Annotated in this window: 14 protein-coding genes; 10 read left to right on the top strand and 4 right to left on the bottom strand. The window is 78.3% G+C overall.

The features are described 5' to 3' along the window. Nucleotides 1-81 precede the first annotated feature (81 nt). On the top strand, nucleotides 82-1,401 hold the full coding sequence (locus tag D5H78_RS17235; protein WP_177891332.1) for an MFS transporter: 1,320 nt from the start codon (nucleotides 82-84) through the stop codon (nucleotides 1,399-1,401). 33 nt (nucleotides 1,402-1,434) lie between these two features. Here D5H78_RS17235 and gndA read toward each other — a convergent pair whose 3' ends face one another. Continuing rightward, nucleotides 1,435-2,928 carry an NADP-dependent phosphogluconate dehydrogenase gene (gndA, locus tag D5H78_RS17230; protein ID WP_119951745.1) on the bottom strand — a complete coding sequence of 498 codons (1,494 nt, stop codon included), beginning with the start codon at nucleotides 2,926-2,928 and terminating at the stop codon, nucleotides 1,435-1,437. 154 nt (nucleotides 2,929-3,082) lie between these two features. Here gndA and map point away from each other — a divergent pair, with 154 nt between their 5' ends. Genes map through D5H78_RS17215 form a run of 3 tightly spaced genes read left to right on the top strand, consistent with a single transcriptional unit; the run spans nucleotide 3,083 to nucleotide 5,304 of the window. Beyond that, complete coding sequence (map, locus tag D5H78_RS17225; RefSeq protein WP_119951786.1) at nucleotides 3,083-3,850, top strand: type I methionyl aminopeptidase; 768 nt, start codon at nucleotides 3,083-3,085, stop codon at nucleotides 3,848-3,850. A gap of 28 nt (nucleotides 3,851-3,878) precedes the next feature. Further along, the gene (gene yaaA, locus D5H78_RS17220; RefSeq protein ID WP_119951744.1) at nucleotides 3,879-4,655 is read left to right on the top strand and encodes a peroxide stress protein YaaA; all 777 of its coding nucleotides are present in this window, start codon (nucleotides 3,879-3,881) and stop codon (nucleotides 4,653-4,655) included. 34 nt (nucleotides 4,656-4,689) lie between these two features. Further along, nucleotides 4,690-5,304, top strand: a complete 615-nt coding sequence (locus tag D5H78_RS17215; protein ID WP_119951743.1) for an NAD(P)H-dependent oxidoreductase — start codon at nucleotides 4,690-4,692, stop codon at nucleotides 5,302-5,304. A 7-nt stretch (nucleotides 5,305-5,311) separates the two neighbouring features. On the opposite strand, the gene D5H78_RS17210 is transcribed toward D5H78_RS17215, so the two are convergent. Beyond that, complete coding sequence (locus tag D5H78_RS17210; protein WP_119951742.1) at nucleotides 5,312-5,962, bottom strand: NYN domain-containing protein; 651 nt, start codon at nucleotides 5,960-5,962, stop codon at nucleotides 5,312-5,314. Nucleotides 5,963-6,014: 52 nt separating this feature from the next. On the opposite strand from D5H78_RS17210, the gene D5H78_RS17205 reads away from it, so the two are divergent. Further along, nucleotides 6,015-6,452: a hypothetical protein gene (locus D5H78_RS17205; protein WP_218566740.1), complete on the top strand. Its 438-nt coding sequence runs from the start codon at nucleotides 6,015-6,017 to the stop codon at nucleotides 6,450-6,452. Nucleotides 6,453-6,455: 3 nt separating this feature from the next. Here the strand turns inward: D5H78_RS17205 and D5H78_RS17200 are convergent, their stop codons facing one another. Both D5H78_RS17200 and D5H78_RS17195 read right to left on the bottom strand, forming a co-directional pair. Further along, complete coding sequence (locus tag D5H78_RS17200) at nucleotides 6,456-7,946, bottom strand: glutamate-cysteine ligase family protein (protein ID WP_119951741.1); 1,491 nt, start codon at nucleotides 7,944-7,946, stop codon at nucleotides 6,456-6,458. 10 nt (nucleotides 7,947-7,956) lie between these two features. Beyond that, entirely contained in the window at nucleotides 7,957-8,901 is a 945-nt protein-coding gene (locus D5H78_RS17195) for a phosphotransferase (RefSeq protein WP_165865782.1), read from the bottom strand. A gap of 64 nt (nucleotides 8,902-8,965) precedes the next feature. On the opposite strand from D5H78_RS17195, the gene D5H78_RS17190 reads away from it, so the two are divergent. From D5H78_RS17190 to D5H78_RS17170, 5 genes are all read left to right on the top strand, one after another. After that, the gene (locus tag D5H78_RS17190) at nucleotides 8,966-10,111 is read left to right on the top strand and encodes an exonuclease SbcCD subunit D (RefSeq protein WP_119951739.1); all 1,146 of its coding nucleotides are present in this window, start codon (nucleotides 8,966-8,968) and stop codon (nucleotides 10,109-10,111) included. Then, the gene (locus D5H78_RS17185; protein ID WP_119951738.1) at nucleotides 10,111-13,392 is read left to right on the top strand and encodes an AAA family ATPase; all 3,282 of its coding nucleotides are present in this window, start codon (nucleotides 10,111-10,113) and stop codon (nucleotides 13,390-13,392) included. The genes D5H78_RS17190 and D5H78_RS17185 overlap by 1 nt, the downstream gene beginning before the upstream one ends. Nucleotides 13,393-13,521: 129 nt before the next feature. After that, a complete protein-coding gene (locus D5H78_RS17180) occupies nucleotides 13,522-14,124 on the top strand; it encodes a sigma-70 family RNA polymerase sigma factor (protein ID WP_245941694.1) in 603 nt (200 codons plus the stop codon). Next, nucleotides 14,121-14,840 carry an anti-sigma factor gene (locus tag D5H78_RS17175; protein WP_218566739.1) on the top strand — a complete coding sequence of 240 codons (720 nt, stop codon included), beginning with the start codon at nucleotides 14,121-14,123 and terminating at the stop codon, nucleotides 14,838-14,840. Before D5H78_RS17180 ends, D5H78_RS17175 begins: the two co-directional genes overlap by 4 nt. Before the next feature lie 9 nt (nucleotides 14,841-14,849). Further along, nucleotides 14,850-15,344: a type II toxin-antitoxin system PemK/MazF family toxin gene (locus tag D5H78_RS17170; RefSeq protein WP_119951736.1), complete on the top strand. Its 495-nt coding sequence runs from the start codon at nucleotides 14,850-14,852 to the stop codon at nucleotides 15,342-15,344. The last annotated feature ends 123 nt before the right edge of the window (nucleotides 15,345-15,467 follow it).

Raw genomic sequence — 15,467 nt, 5'->3', positions numbered from 1 at the left:
GCACCCGACCCCGAGCACCCGCCCCGAGCACCTGACCGCCCGATATCCGCGCGCGGCGCGTCCCCGCCGGTCGCTAGCGTCGTGGGCGTGGCACGGCGCCGGCAGCTCCTCCCCCTGCTGCTCCTCGAGGCGGCCACGCTCCTGTCCGGCACGGGCAACGGCGTGGCCCTCGTCGCGCTGCCCTGGATCGCGCTGGAGCGCACCGGCAGCCCGACCGCGGCCGGCGTCCTCGCGGCCGCGACCGCCCTGCCCCTGCTGCTGTCGAGCCTCTTCTCCGGCACCGTCGTCGACCTCGTCGGGCGGCGCCGCACCTCCGTGGGGTCGGACCTGCTCTCGGCGGTGTCCGTCGCCGCCATCCCGCTCGCGGCCGCCGCGGACGTCCTCTCCGTGCCGGTGCTCGTGGCGCTGGCCATGCTCGGCGCGGTCTTCGACCCGGCCGGGGCGACGGCGCGCGAGGTGCTGCTGCCCGCGGCGGCGGAACGGGCGGGCTGGCGCCTCGAGCGGGTCAACGGCACCCACGAGGCGGTGTACGGCGTCGCGTTCCTCGTCGGCCCGGGGGTCGGCGGCCTGCTCATCGGGCTGGTCGGCGCCACGACCACGCTGTGGGTGACGGCGGCCGGGTTCCTGCTCAGCGCCGCGGCGGTCACGGCCCTGCGCCTGCCCGGCGCCGGCCCGCCCGTCGAGGCGGAGCGCCCCGCGGGGGTGTGGCGGGGGACGGTGGAGGGCCTGCGCTTCGTGGCCCGCGACCCGCTGCTGCGGGCGATCGCCGTCGTGGGCGCGGCGCTCGTGGCGCTCTACCTGCCGATGGAGGGGGTGCTGCTGCCCACGCACTTCTCCGCGCTCGGGGCGCCGGAGCGGCTCGGCGCGGTCGTCATGGCCCTCTCCGGCGGCGGCGTCGTGGGATCGCTGGCGCACGCGCAGTGGGGCCACCGGCTGCCGCGGCGCGGCACCTTCGTCACCGCGCTCGTGCTCACCGGCGTGTCGATCCTCGGCATGGCCGCGCTGCCGCCGTTCCCCTGGCTGCTCGCCGCGTCGTTCGCGACCGGCGTCGCGTACGGGCCGATCCAGCCGCTCACCAACCTCGCGCTGCAGCGGCGCACCCCCGAGCGGCTGCGGGGCCGCGTCGTCGGCATCCTCGTCGCGAGCCAGTACGCCGCCGGCCCGGTCGGCTACCTGCTCGCGGGACCGCTCGTGGAGGCCGTCGGGCTGCGCCCGGCCTTCCTCGGCCTGGCCGTCGCGCTGCTGGCCGTCGCCTGCGCGGCGCTGCTCGCCCGCGGGCTGCACGGCTTCGACGACCCGCCGGCCGGGCCGCCCGCACCGGGGGGCGCCGCGGGGCCGGGGCAGCCGCACCCGGTGGCCGCGGCGCCGCCCCGCGCGCACGGGGCGGCGCCGCCGGGCTGAGGCCCGGACCTCCGCGGCTCGCCGCGGCCGGGCTCAGTGCGGGTTGTGGCTGCCCGCCTCGGCGTCCTGGCGCACCTCGCTGCCGTCCTCGCTCCACAGCACGTGGTAGATCCCCTCGCGGTCCACCCGGGCGTAGGTGTGCGCGCCGAAGAAGTCGCGCAGCCCCTGCAGGAGCGCGGCCGGCAGCCGGTCGCGGCGCAGCGCGTCGTAGTACGCGAGCGCGCTGGAGAAGCCGGGAGCGGGGACGCCGAGGCGCACCGCGGCCACGACGACGCGCCGCCAGGCGTCCTGCGCGTCGGCGACGGCCCCGGCGAAGTAGTCGTCGAGCAGCAGCGACGCGAGGTGCGGGTCGCGGTCGTACGCCTCCCGGATCCGGTCCAGGAACCGGGCCCGGATGATGCAGCCGCCGCGCCAGATCGTCGCCATGGCGCCCTTGTCGATGCCCCAGCCGTAGTGCTCGCTGCCGGCGGCGATCATGTCGAAGCCCTGGGCGTAGGCGACCACCTTGGACGCGTACAGCGCGGAGCGCACGTCGTCGACGAAGCCCTCCGCCTCCTGCGGGGACAGGGAGCCGGACGGGCCCGGCAGCGACCCCGCGTCGCGCACCGCGCGGCGCTGGTCCGCCGCGCCGGACAGCGAGCGCGCGAAGACGGCCTCGGCGATGCCGGTCACCGGCACGCCGAGCTCCAGCGCCGTCTGCACCGTCCAGCGGCCGGTGCCCTTCTGCTCGGCCTGGTCGACGACGACGTCCACGAGCGGCGAGCCGGTCGCGGCGTCCACCTTGGCCAGCACCGTCGCCGTGGTCTCGATGAGGAACGACTCCAGGTCGCCCTCGTTCCACTCGGCGAACACCTTCGCCAGGTCCGAGGGCTCCATCCCGAGGCCCTGGCGCAGCAGGTCGTACGCCTCGCCGATGAGCTGCATGTCGGCGTACTCGATGCCGTTGTGCACCATCTTGACGAAGTGGCCCGCGCCGTCCGGCCCGACGTACGTGCAGCACGGGGTGCCGTCGACGTCGACGGCGATGGACTCGAGGATCGGGCCCAGGGCGTCGTACGACTCCCGCGAGCCGCCGGGCATGATGCTCGGCCCGAGCAGCGCGCCCTCCTCGCCGCCGGAGACGCCGGTGCCGACGAAGTGCAGGCCGCGCTCGCGCAGGTCGCGCTCGCGGCGGCGGGTGTCCTCGAAGTGGGCGTTGCCGCCGTCGACGACGATGTCGCCCTCCTCGAGGTGCGGCAGCAGCTCCTCGATGGCGGCGTCCGTGCCGGTGCCGGCCTTGACCATGACGACGACGCGGCGCGGGCGCTTGAGCGCGGCGACGAACGACGCCGCGTCCTCGGCGGCCACGAACTCGCCCTCGTCGCCGTAGCGCTCGACCAGCTCGCCCACGCGGGCCCGCGTGCGGTTGTGCAGCGCCACGACGTGGCCGTGCCGGGCGAGGTTGCGCGCGAGGTTGCGGCCCATGACCGCGAGGCCCACCACGCCGATGTCCGCGCGGGCCGCCGCGCCCGCTCCGTCCGTGCTCATGCTGTCTCCACTCCGGCCGTCGCCGGCCGATCCGCTCGTGCGTCGTGCCTGGTCGCCGGGCGCGGGCCGTGCGAGGTCGTCGCGGGTCGCGCGCGGGTCGTACGGGTGCGGGGTCGCCCGCTGACCGTACTAACGTCGAGGGGTGCCCGACGAGCTGCTCCCCCTGAGGTCGACCGCCGAGCTGGACGCGATGCGCGAGGCGGGACGGGTCGTCGCCCTCACCCTGGCCGCGGTCCGGGAGGCGGCCGTGCCCGGCGCCCGGCTGCGCGACCTCGACGAGCTGGCGCAGACGACGATCCGCGAGGCGGGGGCGCTGCCCTCCTTCCTCGGCTACGCGCCGTCCTGGGCGCCCACCCCGTTCAACGGCGCGCTGTGCCTGTCGCCGAACGAGGTCGTGGTGCACGGGCGGCCCACGGGGCGGCGGCTCAAGGACGGCGACCTGCTGAGCATCGACTGCGGCGCGATCGCGGACGGCTGGCACGGCGACGCGGCCGTCACCGTGCACGTCGGCGGGCCGAGCGAGGAGGACCGGCGGCTGGTGCGGGCGACCGAGGAGGCGCTCGCGGCGGGCATCGCGGCCGCGGTGCCGGGCGCGACGCTGCTCGACGTGGCGACGGCGGTCGACGCGGTGGCGCGGCGCCACGGCTTCGCCCACCTGCCCGACCACGGCGGGCACGGGATCGGCCGCAGCATGCACGAGGCCCCGTTCGTGCCGAACCAGCCGACGCAGGACGCCCGGCACCACCGGCTGCGCGCCGGCAACACCATCGCCATCGAGCCGATGCTGCACGCCGGCACCGAGCGCTACCGCACCGCGGGCGACGGCTGGTCGATCGTCACCCTCGACAAGCGCCGCGCCTCGCACTCCGAGCACACCGTCGCCGTCACCGACGACGGCCCGGTCGTCCTCACGCGCCCCTGAGCGGGCGCGCCGCTAGGCTCGCGCACCGATGCTCGCGCTCCTCTCCCCCGCCAAGACGCTCGACCTCGCCTCGAGGGTCACCACCCGCAAGTCCTCGCAGCCGCGGCTGCTCGACGAGGCCGAGCGGCTCGTCGAGGTCATGCGCACCAAGTCCCCGGACGAGGTCGCCGACCTCATGGACCTGTCCGCGCAGCTCGCGCAGCTCAACGTGGAGCGCTACGCCGACTTCGCCCCGCCGTTCACGCGGCGCAACGCGCGCCCGGCGGTGCTGACGTTCGCCGGGGACGTCTACCAGGGGCTCGACGCCCCGGGGCGCTTCGGCGAGCGCGACCTCACCGAGGCGCAGAAGACGCTCCGCATCCTCTCCGGCCTCTACGGCCTGCTCCGCCCCCTCGACCTCATCCAGCCGTACCGCCTGGAGATGGGCGTGCGCCTGGCCACCGAGCGCGGCGCGAGCCTCTACGACTGGTGGGGCGGTCGCATCACCGAGCTCGTCGCGCAGGACCTCGTCGCCTCCCCCGGCGCCGACGCCGTCGTCAACCTCGCCTCCGAGGAGTACGCCCGCGCGGTCCGCTTCGACGACCTCGACGCGCGCGTCGTCACCCCGCGCTTCGAGGACGCCGACGCGCAGGGCCGCTACCGCGTCGTGTCCTTCTCGGCGAAGCGGGCGCGGGGCGAGATGGCCGCGTGGATGGTGCTGCACCGGGTGCGCAGCCCGCGGGCGCTGCGCGAGTTCGACGGCGCCGGCTACCGGTACGACCCCGCGCGCTCGCGCCCGGACGCGCCGGTGTTCCTGCGGGGCTGAGGGGCTGCGCGACCGTGCCGGGAGGATGGGCGGCATGAGCACGCTCCTCGTCACCGCGCACCCGGACACCGGCTCGCTCACCCACGCGGCCGCCGCGCGGCTGCGGGAGCTGCTGGGCCCCGGCGGGTGCGAGGTCGCGCACCTGGCGCAGGAGGGCTTCGACCCGCGGTTCGCGCCGAGCGACCGGGCGGACTACCTGAGCGGCGGCCGGACCTCGCCGGCCGTCGTCGCCGAGCAGCAGCGGCTCGACCGGGCCGAGCACGTCGTCCTGGTGTTCCCCGTCTGGTGGTGGTCGCTCCCCGCGCTGCTCAAGGGGTGGGTGGACCGGGTGTTCGTCGCCGGCTGGGCGTTCCGGGTCGACGAGGACGACCGGGTCGTCCCCGGGCTGCAGCGCCTCACCATGCACCTGCTGGCGCTCTCGGGCACCTCCGAGGCGTCGTACGCGCGGCACGGCTACGCGCAGGCCTTCGCCGCCCAGGTCGAGCACGGCATCGTCGACTACTGCGGCATGCGCCGCGGCACGACGGCCTTCGTGCACGACACGGAGTCCGGGGACCGGGACCGGGTCGCGCGGGACGTCGAGGCGGCCGTCGCCGCGGTCGCCGCGGGGGTCCGCGCCGGCCGCCCGGCGGGCGCCGGGCGCCCCTGAGCCCCCGCTACGCGTCCTCGAGCATCGAGCGCAGCGAGCGCGTCGGCTGCAGCCAGGCGCCCTGGGGCGGCAGGGCGTCGAGGCGGGTGCGGTTCAGCGGCGTGGTGAAGGCGCCGGGCACGTCCTCGAGGTCGAGGAACTCGATGAGCGGGGACTCCTGGGCGTACCCCGCCACCTCGCTGAAGGCGATGACGAGGCACTCGACCCCGTCGCGGGCGTACGACTCCATCGGCTCGAGGAAGTTGCGCCCGTCGGCGCTGGCGACGACGAGCCGGCGCAGCGGGCGCTGGGTGACCCGCAGCGCGATGTGGTCGAGCATCGCGTCGTCGATGTCGTCGTCGGACTGCAGCTTGGGCTTGGCGAAGACCGCGAAGCCGCTCGCGCGCAGCGCCTCGACCCAGCCGCGCACCGAGGCCGCCTGGCCCGGGGCGATGTTCGTGAACACGCAGCCCTCGACGTCGCGGCCGCCGCTGCCCTGCACGAACCAGCGGGCGATGGCGTCGAAGCGCGGGCGCGACGCGGACGAGGGGCGCCCGCCGATGACGCCGGCGAGCGTGGCGTCGATGTTCGGCGCGTCCCAGACCAGCAGGTCCAGGGGCGCGTCGGTGGCGACGGTGCTGCCGTACGGGGCGGGCGTCGTGGTGCTCACCCGGCTCATCATGCCGCTCCCCCGGGCTGCGGCGCCGCACGCCCCGCGCCACCCTGGGCGCGTGGACCCCGCCCTGGCGCCCTGGACGGCCGCGTACGCCGCGGCGGCGCTGCTCTACGCCGGCTTCCAGTGGACGGTGCAGCTGGTGGTCTACCCGCAGATGGCGCGGGTTCCGGCCGCGGCGTTCCCGGCGTACGAGGACGCGCACCGGCGGCGGGTCACGCTGCTCGTCGGACCGCTGTTCCTCGCCCTCGCGGTCACCGCCGGGGTGCTGGTGCTGGCGCCGCCCGAGGGGGTCGGCGCGGGCGAGCGCCTCGTCGCGGCCGCCGGCCTGGCCGGCGTGGTCGGGACGACCGGGCTGCGCGCGGCGCCGCTGCACGGCCGGCTGGCGCAGGGGTGGGACGCCGGGCTGCACCGGGCGCTGCTGCGGTGGGACGCCCTGCGCACCGCCGCCGCCACGGTGCAGGCGGTGCTCGCCGGCTGGCTGCTGGTGGGGTGAGGGTCAGCCCTCGTCGGGGTCGAGCTCCCAGGTGTGCACCGGCCGGTTCGAGTGCATGCCGCGCACGTACCGCCGCAGGAGCTCGCGCATCGCGTCGGTGCGGTCGAGGTCGCTCGTCGCCTCGATGTGCCGCAGCGCGCGCTGCTGCCACGCCGCGCCGTTCGTCTGGGTGAGGCACCGCCCCTCGACGATGCCCAGGAGCCGCTCGCGCACGTCGGCGTCGACGCCCCAGCGCTGCAGGCCCTCGTGGGCCATCGGGAGCAGGCGCCGCAGCACCAGCTCCGTGGCCGGCACCTCGCCCACGCCCGGCCAGTAGAGGCCGGCGTCGATGCCGTCGCGCGCCGCGGCGTGGAAGTTGTCCTCGGCCGCCCTGAACGACATCTGCGTCCACAGCGGCCGGTCGGCCTCGACCAGCGTCCGCGTGACGCCGTAGAAGAAGGCCGCGTTGGCGAGCACGTCGACGACGGTCGGCCCGGCGGGCAGCACGCGGTTCTCCACCCGCACGTGCGGCTTGCCGCGCACGACGTCGTACACGGGCCGGTTCCAGCGGTAGATCGTGCCGTTGTGCAGCCGCAGCTCCTGCAGCCGCGGGACGTCCCCGCGCTCCAGCGTCGCGGTCGGGTCCTCCTCGTCGCAGATCGGGAGCAGCGCCGGGAAGTAGCGCACGTTCTCCTCGAACAGGTCGAAGATCGAGGTGATCCAGCGCTCGCCGAACCACACGCGCGGGCGCACGCCCTGCGCCTTGAGCTCGTCGGGGCGGGTGTCGGTCGCCTGCTCGAACAGCGCGATGCGGGTCTCGGCCCAGAGCTCCTTGCCGAAGAGGAACGGCGAGTTCGCCCCGAGCGCCAGCTGCGCGCCGGCGACGCACTGCGCCGCGTTCCAGTACGCCGGGAACTGCTCAGGGCTCACCTGCAGGTGCAGCTGCGCCGAGGTGCACGCCGCCTCGGGGGCGATGGAGTCGGACTGGGTCGACAGCCGGTCCCGCCCGGTGATCTGGATGCGCACCGCCTCGCCGCGCGCCGCGACGATCTGCTCGTTGATGAGCGCGTAGCGCGGGTTCGCGCTGAGGCTCTCGACCGTGACGTGCCCCTCCTGCAGCGTCGGCAGGATCCCCACCATGACGATGTGCGTGCCGATGCCCTCCGCCGCGGCCGCCGCGGCGTTGAGGCTCGCGCGCACCTGGGCCTCGTAGTCCGTCGCCCCCGCCCCGGCCAGCGGGCGCGGCGGCACGTTGATCTCCACCGTGAACTGCCCGAGCTCGGTGACGAAGTCGGGGTTCGCGATGACCTCGAGCACCTCGGCGTTGCGCATCGCCGGGTCGAAGCCGCCGTCGACGAGGTTGAGCTCGATCTCCAGCCCGGTGAGGGGGCGCTCGACGTCGAAGCGCGCCTCGCCCAGCATGCGGGCGAACACGTCGAGGCACTGGCGCACTTTGGCGCGGTACCGCTGGCGGTCCTCGCCGGTGAAGGTCCGGCTCGCGACGTCCTGTCCCATGCGGCGCCTCCTACCCCGGGCCTGGGCTGCTCGACCCCCGCTCGCGGGCCACGCGCACGGCCCCCGCGGGATCCTCCTGCAGCAGCGCCAGCAGGTCCAGCGCCGCGACCGCGCGTGGGTCGAGGGCGGCGGGGTCCCCGCCCGCCTCGCGGTAGCCCTCCCCCACGGCCGCCCCGAGCCCGGCGGGCAGGTCCCCGCCGGGGCGCAGCAGCGCGGCGAGGTCCCGGGCCGGGGCCCCGGGGCCGGCCCGGTCCCAGCCCACGAGCGCCGCGACGCCCCAGCGCCCGCGCTGCGGCGCGACGAGCACGCGGCGGGCGCGCAGGTCGCCGTGGACGAGCACGGCCGGACCCCCGTCGAGCGCCGGGGCGAGCGCGCGGGCGTACGAGCGCACGGCCGCCGCCCCGTCCCCGGCCAGCCCGGCGGCGGCGAGGCGCCGCTCGACCCGGCCGGTGAGGGGCTCCGGCGGGGAGGGCGGGGACGCCGGTGCCGGCGGTCGCGCGCGGTGCAGCGCGGCGAGCGCGGCGCCCAGCGCCCGCCCCAGGCCGTCGGCCGCGGCGCCGACGCGCCCGGCCGCCCGGTCCAGGGGCGTGGCGTGCACCCACTCCGACAGGAGCGCGGGCTCGCCGGCCAGCTCGCCCGCGGGGTCCGCGCGCAGCAGCGCCGGGCAGGGCACGGCCGCCGGCGCGGGGCGCGGGCCCTCGGGGGCCAGCGCGGCGAGGACGGCGGCCTCGGCGCCCGCGCGGGACGCGTCGCCCGGCCGGCGCAGCACCAGCCGGCGGCCGGTGTCGGTGGTGAGCCGGACCGAGCGCGAGGAGCCGGGCAGCGGGGCGACGAGGGCGACGCGCTCGCGCCGCAGCGCCGCGTGCACCCACGACAGCAGCCGGGGCGGCAGGGCGTCCGCGGCCCCGCCGCGGAGCACGACGAGGCCGTCCAGCCCGTCGTGGCGCTGCCCCACCCGACCACCCCCCGCGGCGCGTCCCTCCCCGAACCTGTCGCACCCCGCACCTACCTTGACCGTCGTGCGACTGCTCCACACCTCCGACTGGCACCTGGGCCGCTCCTTCCACCGCGAGGACCTGCTCGGGGCCCAGGCCGCGTTCGTCGACGCCCTCGTCGCGACCGTGCGCAGCGAGCGGGTGGACGCGGTGGTGGTCGCGGGGGACCTCTACGACCGCGCGCTGCCGCCCGTCGACGCCGTCCGCCTCTGCAACGAGGCCCTCGCCCGGCTCGCGGCCGAGCGGGTGCGGGTCGTCGCGATCTCCGGCAACCACGACTCCGCGGGGCGGCTCGGCTTCGCCGCCGGCCTCATCGACGCCGCCGGCATCCACCTGCGCACCGACCCGGCGCGGGTCGGCGACCCCGTGCTCCTCGAGGACCGGCACGGCGCGGTGGCGGTGTACGCGGTGCCCTACCTCGAGCCGGAGACGGCCCGCGGGGCCCTGGGCTGCGACGGGCGCAGCCACGCCGCCGTGCTGGGCGCGGCGGCGGCCGCGGCGCGCACCGACCTGTCCGCGCGCGCCCCCGGCACCCGCTCGGTCGTCGTGGCGCACGCGTTCGTCGCCGGCGGGCTGCCGAGCGACTCCGAGCGCGACATCTCCGTCGGCGGGGTCTCGGCGGTCCCGCTCGACCTGCTCGACGGCTTCTCCTACGCCGCGCTCGGGCACCTGCACGGCGCGCAGGTGCTCGCGCCCCACGTGCGCTACAGCGGCTCCCCGCTGGCCTACTCGTTCTCCGAGGAGCACCAGCGCAAGGCCGCCTGGCTCGTCGACCTCGACGCGGCGGGGGTGGCGGGCGTGGAGCGGGTCGACCTGCCGGTGCCGCGGCGCGTCGCGCGGGTCTCGGGCACGCTCGACGCCCTGCTCACGGACCCCCGCCACGCCGCCCTGCAGGACGCGTGGCTGCAGGTCACGCTCACCGACCCGGTGCGGCCCCGCGCCGCCATGGAGCGCCTGCGCGCGCGCTTCCCGCACGCGCTGGTCCTGCAGTTCGCCCCGAGCGGTGCGCAGGCCCCGCGACCCGACTACGCCGCGCGGGTCAGCGGGCTCGACGACCTCGCCGTGGCGCTGCGCTTCGTCGAGGACGTCCGCTCCCCCGCCGACGCCGACGAGGTGGCGCTGCTGCGCGAGGCGCTGGAGGCGCAGCGGCGCGCCGAGGCGGTCCTCTGATGCGGCTGCACGCGCTGGAGGTGACGGCCTTCGGGCCGTTCGCCGGGACCGAGCGGGTCGACCTCGACGCGCTGGCCGCGTCCGGCCTCTTCCTCCTGCACGGCCCGACCGGCGCCGGCAAGACGAGCGTGCTCGACGCCGTGTGCTACGCGCTCTACGGCGTCGTGCCGGGCCACCGCCAGCGCACCGCCCGGCTGCGCAGCGACCACGCCGACCCCGCGGACCGCACCGGCGTCGTCCTGGAGCTGACCCTGCGCGGGCGGCGGCTGCGCGTCACCCGCCAGCCCGCGTGGGACCGGCCCAAGCGCCGCGGGACCGGCACGACGCAGGACCCGGCCCGCACCCTGGTCGAGGAGCTGCGCGGGGGGGCCTGGTCGGCCCTCAGCACCCGCAACGACGAGGCGGCGCACCTGCTCCACGGGCTCCTCGGCATGAGCGCCGCCCAGTTCTGCCAGGTCGTCCTCCTCCCGCAGGGGCAGTTCGCCGACTTCCTGCGCGCCGACGCCGAGGCGCGCCGCCCGATCCTCGAGCAGCTCTTCGAGACCCGGCGCTTCTCCGCCGTCGAGGACTGGCTGGCCGCGCGCCGCCGCGACAGCGCCGCACGGGTCGGGGACGCGCGGGCAGGGGTGGACGAGCTGGTCGCGCGGGCCTCCGAGGCGGCCCGCGGGCTCGGGGCGGCGGGCGGGACCGGCACGACGGCCGCGGGCGCCGCCTGCGCCCCCGTGGCGGAGCGGCCGGAGCGCGCCGCCGAGGCCGGGGCGTGGCTCGACGCCCTGCGCGCCGTCGCGCAGGCGGGGGCGGCGGCCAGCGCCCGGGCCCGCGCCGGCGCCCAGGAGGCGCTCGACGGCGCCAGGGCCGCCCTCGACGGCGCGCGCGCCCTGCACGCCCTGCAGCAGCGCCACGCGGCGGCCCGCCGGGGCTGGCAGGAGCTCGAGCTCCGGGCGGCCGGGCACCAGCGGGCGCGCGAGGTCCTCGAGGTGGGCCTGCGGGCCGCACCGGTCGCCGCGCTGCGCGACGTGGAGCGCGCCGCCGCCGACCGGCACGAGGCGGCGCTCGCCCAGGTCGAGGCCGCGCGCTCCGCCGCCGGCGACCTGCTCGCCCGGGGCGGCCCCTGCCCGGACGCACCTGCCGGGGACCGCTCGGGCGACGGGCCCGCGGAGGGGACGGGCCCGTCGGGGACGGACGACCCGCCCCGGGGCGTCCCGGCCGCGGGTCCCGGTGCGCTGCCGCGCCCGGCGGGGGTGGAGGAGGACGGGGTCCCCGGCCAGCTCGACCTGCTCGACGCCATCGACGAGGTGGCCGCGCTCGCGAGCACCGCGGAGGCACCGGAGCCTCCTGCGGCGAGCGCGACGACGCGGCGCCGCGACGGCGTCGCCGCCGCGGCGCGCGGCCTGCGCGAGCAGGCGGCCCGGCTCGACGGCGCCGTCGCCGAGGAGCGGCGGGCCGACGAGCTCGCTCGCGAGGTCGCGGCGCTGGCCGCGCGCGCGGACCGCGAGGACCGACGGGCAGCGGCGGCCCGTCTCCGCCTCACCGAGCAGGACCGGCGCACGCAGGGCCTGCACGAGCGCGTCGCGGCGCTCGAGCCGGTGGCCGGCGGGCTCGCGTCGCTCGACGCCGAGCGCGTCGCCGTCGCCGCCCGCCACGAGGCCGCCCGCGAGCGCGACCGGCTCGCACAGGTCGCGGCGGCAGCCCGGGCCGCGGCGCGGCACGCCGTCGACGCGGCCCAGCGCGCCCGGCAGGACTGGCTCGACCTGCGCGAGGCGCGCCTCGAGGCCATGGCGGCCGAGCTGGCGCAGGGGCTCGCCGTCGGCGCGGACTGCCCGGTCTGCGGCAGCCCCGAGCACCCCAGCCCCGCCGTGCACGCCGACGGGGCCGCCGGGCTCGCCGACGCCGAGGCCGCCGCGGAGCAGGAGCACCTGGCCCGCGAGACCGAGCGCGAGCTCGCCGAGGCGGCCGCGGCCGACGCCGCCACGCGCCTCGGCGCCGCCCGGGCCCGCGCCGGCGGCGACGCCCCCCTGCCCGACCTGGCCGCGGAGCTGGCCGACCTCGAGCAGCGGTGCACCGGAGCCCGCACCGCGGCCGCCGGCCTCGCGGCCGCCCGCACCGACCTCGCCGCGGCGCGCGCCGAGCGCGAGCGGTCCGAGGCCGAGGCGCACGGGGCGGGCGCGGCCGCCGCGGCGGCACGGGCCCGGCACGACGCCCTGGCCGCCGACCTGCGGGCGCGCAGCGCCGCCGTCGAGGCCGAGCGGGGCGCCGCACCGAGCGTGGCCGAGCGCCAGGCCGGGCTCCGCCGCGACGCGGACCGCCTCGACGCGCTCGCGGCGGCGCTCACCGGCCTCGCCACCGCCGAGGGCGACCTCGCCCGGGCGGGCGCGGGGGTCGCTGCGGCTGCGTGCACCGCCGGCTTCACCGACCCCGCCGAGGCGGTGGGCGCGCTGGAGCGCCTGGTCGCCGCCGGCGGCGCGGAGCGCCTGCGCGCGGCCGTCGAGGAGGAGGCCGCCCGCCGTGCCGCCCTGCACGCGCAGCTGCACGACCCGGAGCTGGCCGGGGCGGCCGGGCGCCCGGCGCCGGACCTCCCGGGCCTCGAGGCGGCCCACGCCGCCCGCGCCGCCGAGCACGAGGCGGCCTGCGCGCGCGACGCCCGGGTGCAGGCCGCTCTGGCCGCCCTCGACGGCCACCGCGCCGCGCTCGCGAGGCTGCTCGACGCCCTCGCGCCGCTCGAGCGCGAGCACGCCGTCGTCGACGGCCTGTCGCGCCTCGCCGAGGGCACGGGCAGCGACAACGCCAAGCGGATGCGCCTGTCGGCGTACGTGCTGGCCGCGCGGCTCGAGCAGGTCGCGGCCGCCGCCACCGAACGGCTGCTGCTCATGTCGGCGGGCCGCTACAGCCTCGTCCACACCGACCAGGGGTCCTCCGGGCGCGGCCGGGCCGGGCTGGGGCTGCGCGTCGTCGACGCGTGGACCGGGCAGGAGCGCGACACGACCACCCTCTCCGGCGGCGAGTCCTTCACCGCCTCGCTCGCGCTGGCGCTCGGCCTGGCCGACGTGGTCGCCGACGAGGCCGGCGGCGCCCGGCTCGGCACGCTCTTCGTCGACGAGGGCTTCGGCACGCTCGACGACCAGGCCCTCGACGAGGTCATGGACGTGCTCGACGGCCTGCGCGCCGGCGGCCGGGTGGTGGGGATCGTCAGCCACGTCGCCGACCTGCGCCAGCGGGTGCCGGCGCAGCTGCGGGTCGCCAAGGCCTGCACCGGCTCCACCCTGCACGCCGCCCCCGCCTGACCCGGCGGGTGCCGCACGCCACTGGTCCGTCCGGGTGAGCGGGCAATCCGGACGCCCCGGCGCCGCCGAAGCACCGGCGTACGGGGCGGCGGCGTGCACGCGAGGGGGTGGGACGGGACGATGGCCGACGTGGCACGAGGACGCGGGTGGCTCAGGCCGGTCGAGGACGACGCCGAGGCGGGCGCAGCGCCCACGCTCGAGGTCCTCCTGCAGCGGGTGGCCCGCGGCGACCAGGACGCCTTCGAGGGCGTGTACGACCTCGTGGCCGGCCAGGTGCTCGGAGTGGTGCGGCGGGTCCTGCGCGACCCCGCGCAGTCCGAGGAGGTCGCCCAGGAGGTGCTCGTCGAGGTGTGGCGCCTCGCCAGCCGCTTCGACCCCGGGCGCGGCACGGCGCAGAGCTGGGTGCTCACCATGGCCCACCGCCGCGCCGTGGACCGGGTGCGCTCGGCGCAGGCGGCGAGCGACCGCGAGGAGCGGGTCGCCGTGCGCGACCAGCAGCCGGCGTACGACGAGGTGGCCGAGCAGGTCGAGGCGCGCCTCGAGGCGGAGCAGGTCCGCCGCTGCCTCGGCTCGCTGACCGACCTGCAGCGCGAGTCGGTGACGCTCGCGTACTACCGGGGGTGCACGTACCGGGAGGTCTCCGACCTGCTGGCCGTGCCGCTCGGGACGGTGAAGACACGGATGCGCGATGGGCTGATCCGGCTGCGCGACTGCCTGGGGGTGGCCTGGTGAGCTCGGAGCTGCACACGCTGACGGGCGCGTACGCGCTGCACGCCCTCCCGCCGGACGAGGAGGCGGAGTTCGAGCGGCACCTGCGCGAGTGCGACGACTGCCGCCAGGAGGTCCGCGAGCTCGAGGCGACCACGGCGCAGCTGGGGGCGGCCGCGGCCGTCACCCCGCCGCCGGAGCTCAAGCGCCGGGTGATGGCGCACGTCGCCACCACCCGCCAGGAGCCGCCGCGCTCCTCGGCGGCCCGCTCCGCCGCGCACCGGCGCTGGTGGGCGCAACCGGCGGGCATCGCCGCCGCGGTGCTGCTCGCCGTGTCCGTCGGGCTCGGCGGCGTCGCCCTCGACCAGCGCTCGGACCTGTCCGAGGCCCGGGCGCAGCAGCAGGCGGTGGCGGCCGTCCTCGCCGACCCCGACCGGCGCATCGCCACCGCGGCCCTCGGCACGGCGACGGGCACGGTGGTCGTGGCCGACGACCGCGCGGTGTTCCTCGCGAGCGACCTCGAGGACCTGCCCGAGGACCGCACGTACCAGCTCTGGACGCTGCGTGACGACGGCACCGACATCCGCTCCGCAGGCCTGCTCGAGGCCCAGGACGGCACGACCCAGTCGCTCGTCGAGGACCTCGACGGCACCGAGGCCCTCGCCGTCTCGGTGGAGCCCGCGGGCGGCTCGGAGCAGCCGACGGCCGACCAGATCCTCGGCGCGGTCCCGCTGGCCTAGGCTCCCCGCGTGGCGCGCCCCTGGCAGGACCTCCTCGTCCGCGCGGCGCGGGTCGCGGTCCGCGAGGGGCCGCGCCTGCTCCGGGCGGGCCGGGGCCCCTCGCCGCGCCGCCCGGTGCGCCCGGTCGAGGTGCCGCGGGGGCGGCGCATCGCGTACGCCCCCGAGCCCGACGGGCGCGCCGACCCCGGCGAGGTGGTGTGGACCTGGGTCGCGTACGAGGACGACCCCCGCCAGGGCAAGGACCGCCCGGTGCTCGTCGTGGGCCGCGACGGGCGCGAGCTGCTCGGGCTCATGCTGTCCAGCCAGGACGAGCGCGACGGCGACCCGCGCTGGCTCGCCCTCGGCAGCGGCGCCTGGGACGGCCGGGCCCGCCCCAGCTGGGTCCGCCTCGACCGCGTGCTGCGCGTCGACGAGGACGGCGTGCGCCGCGAGGGCGCCGTCCTGGACCGCCCCCGCTTCGACCGCGTCGCCGACGCCCTGCGCACCCGCCACGGCTGGACCTGACCGCCGCACCCGCATGGTCGCCGCCGGGGCCTGCACGGTCGCCGCCGGCGGGCTGCATGATCACCGCCGGGGGCCTGCATGATCACCGCCGGGGACCTGCATGATCGCGCCCCAGGGCTGCGC

The organism is Vallicoccus soli, from assembly GCF_003594885.1.
Classification (GTDB): domain Bacteria; phylum Actinomycetota; class Actinomycetes; order Motilibacterales; family Motilibacteraceae; genus Vallicoccus; species Vallicoccus soli.
The sequence above is the reverse complement of the archived record's forward strand: the minus strand, read 5'-3'. Positions and strand labels throughout refer to the sequence as shown.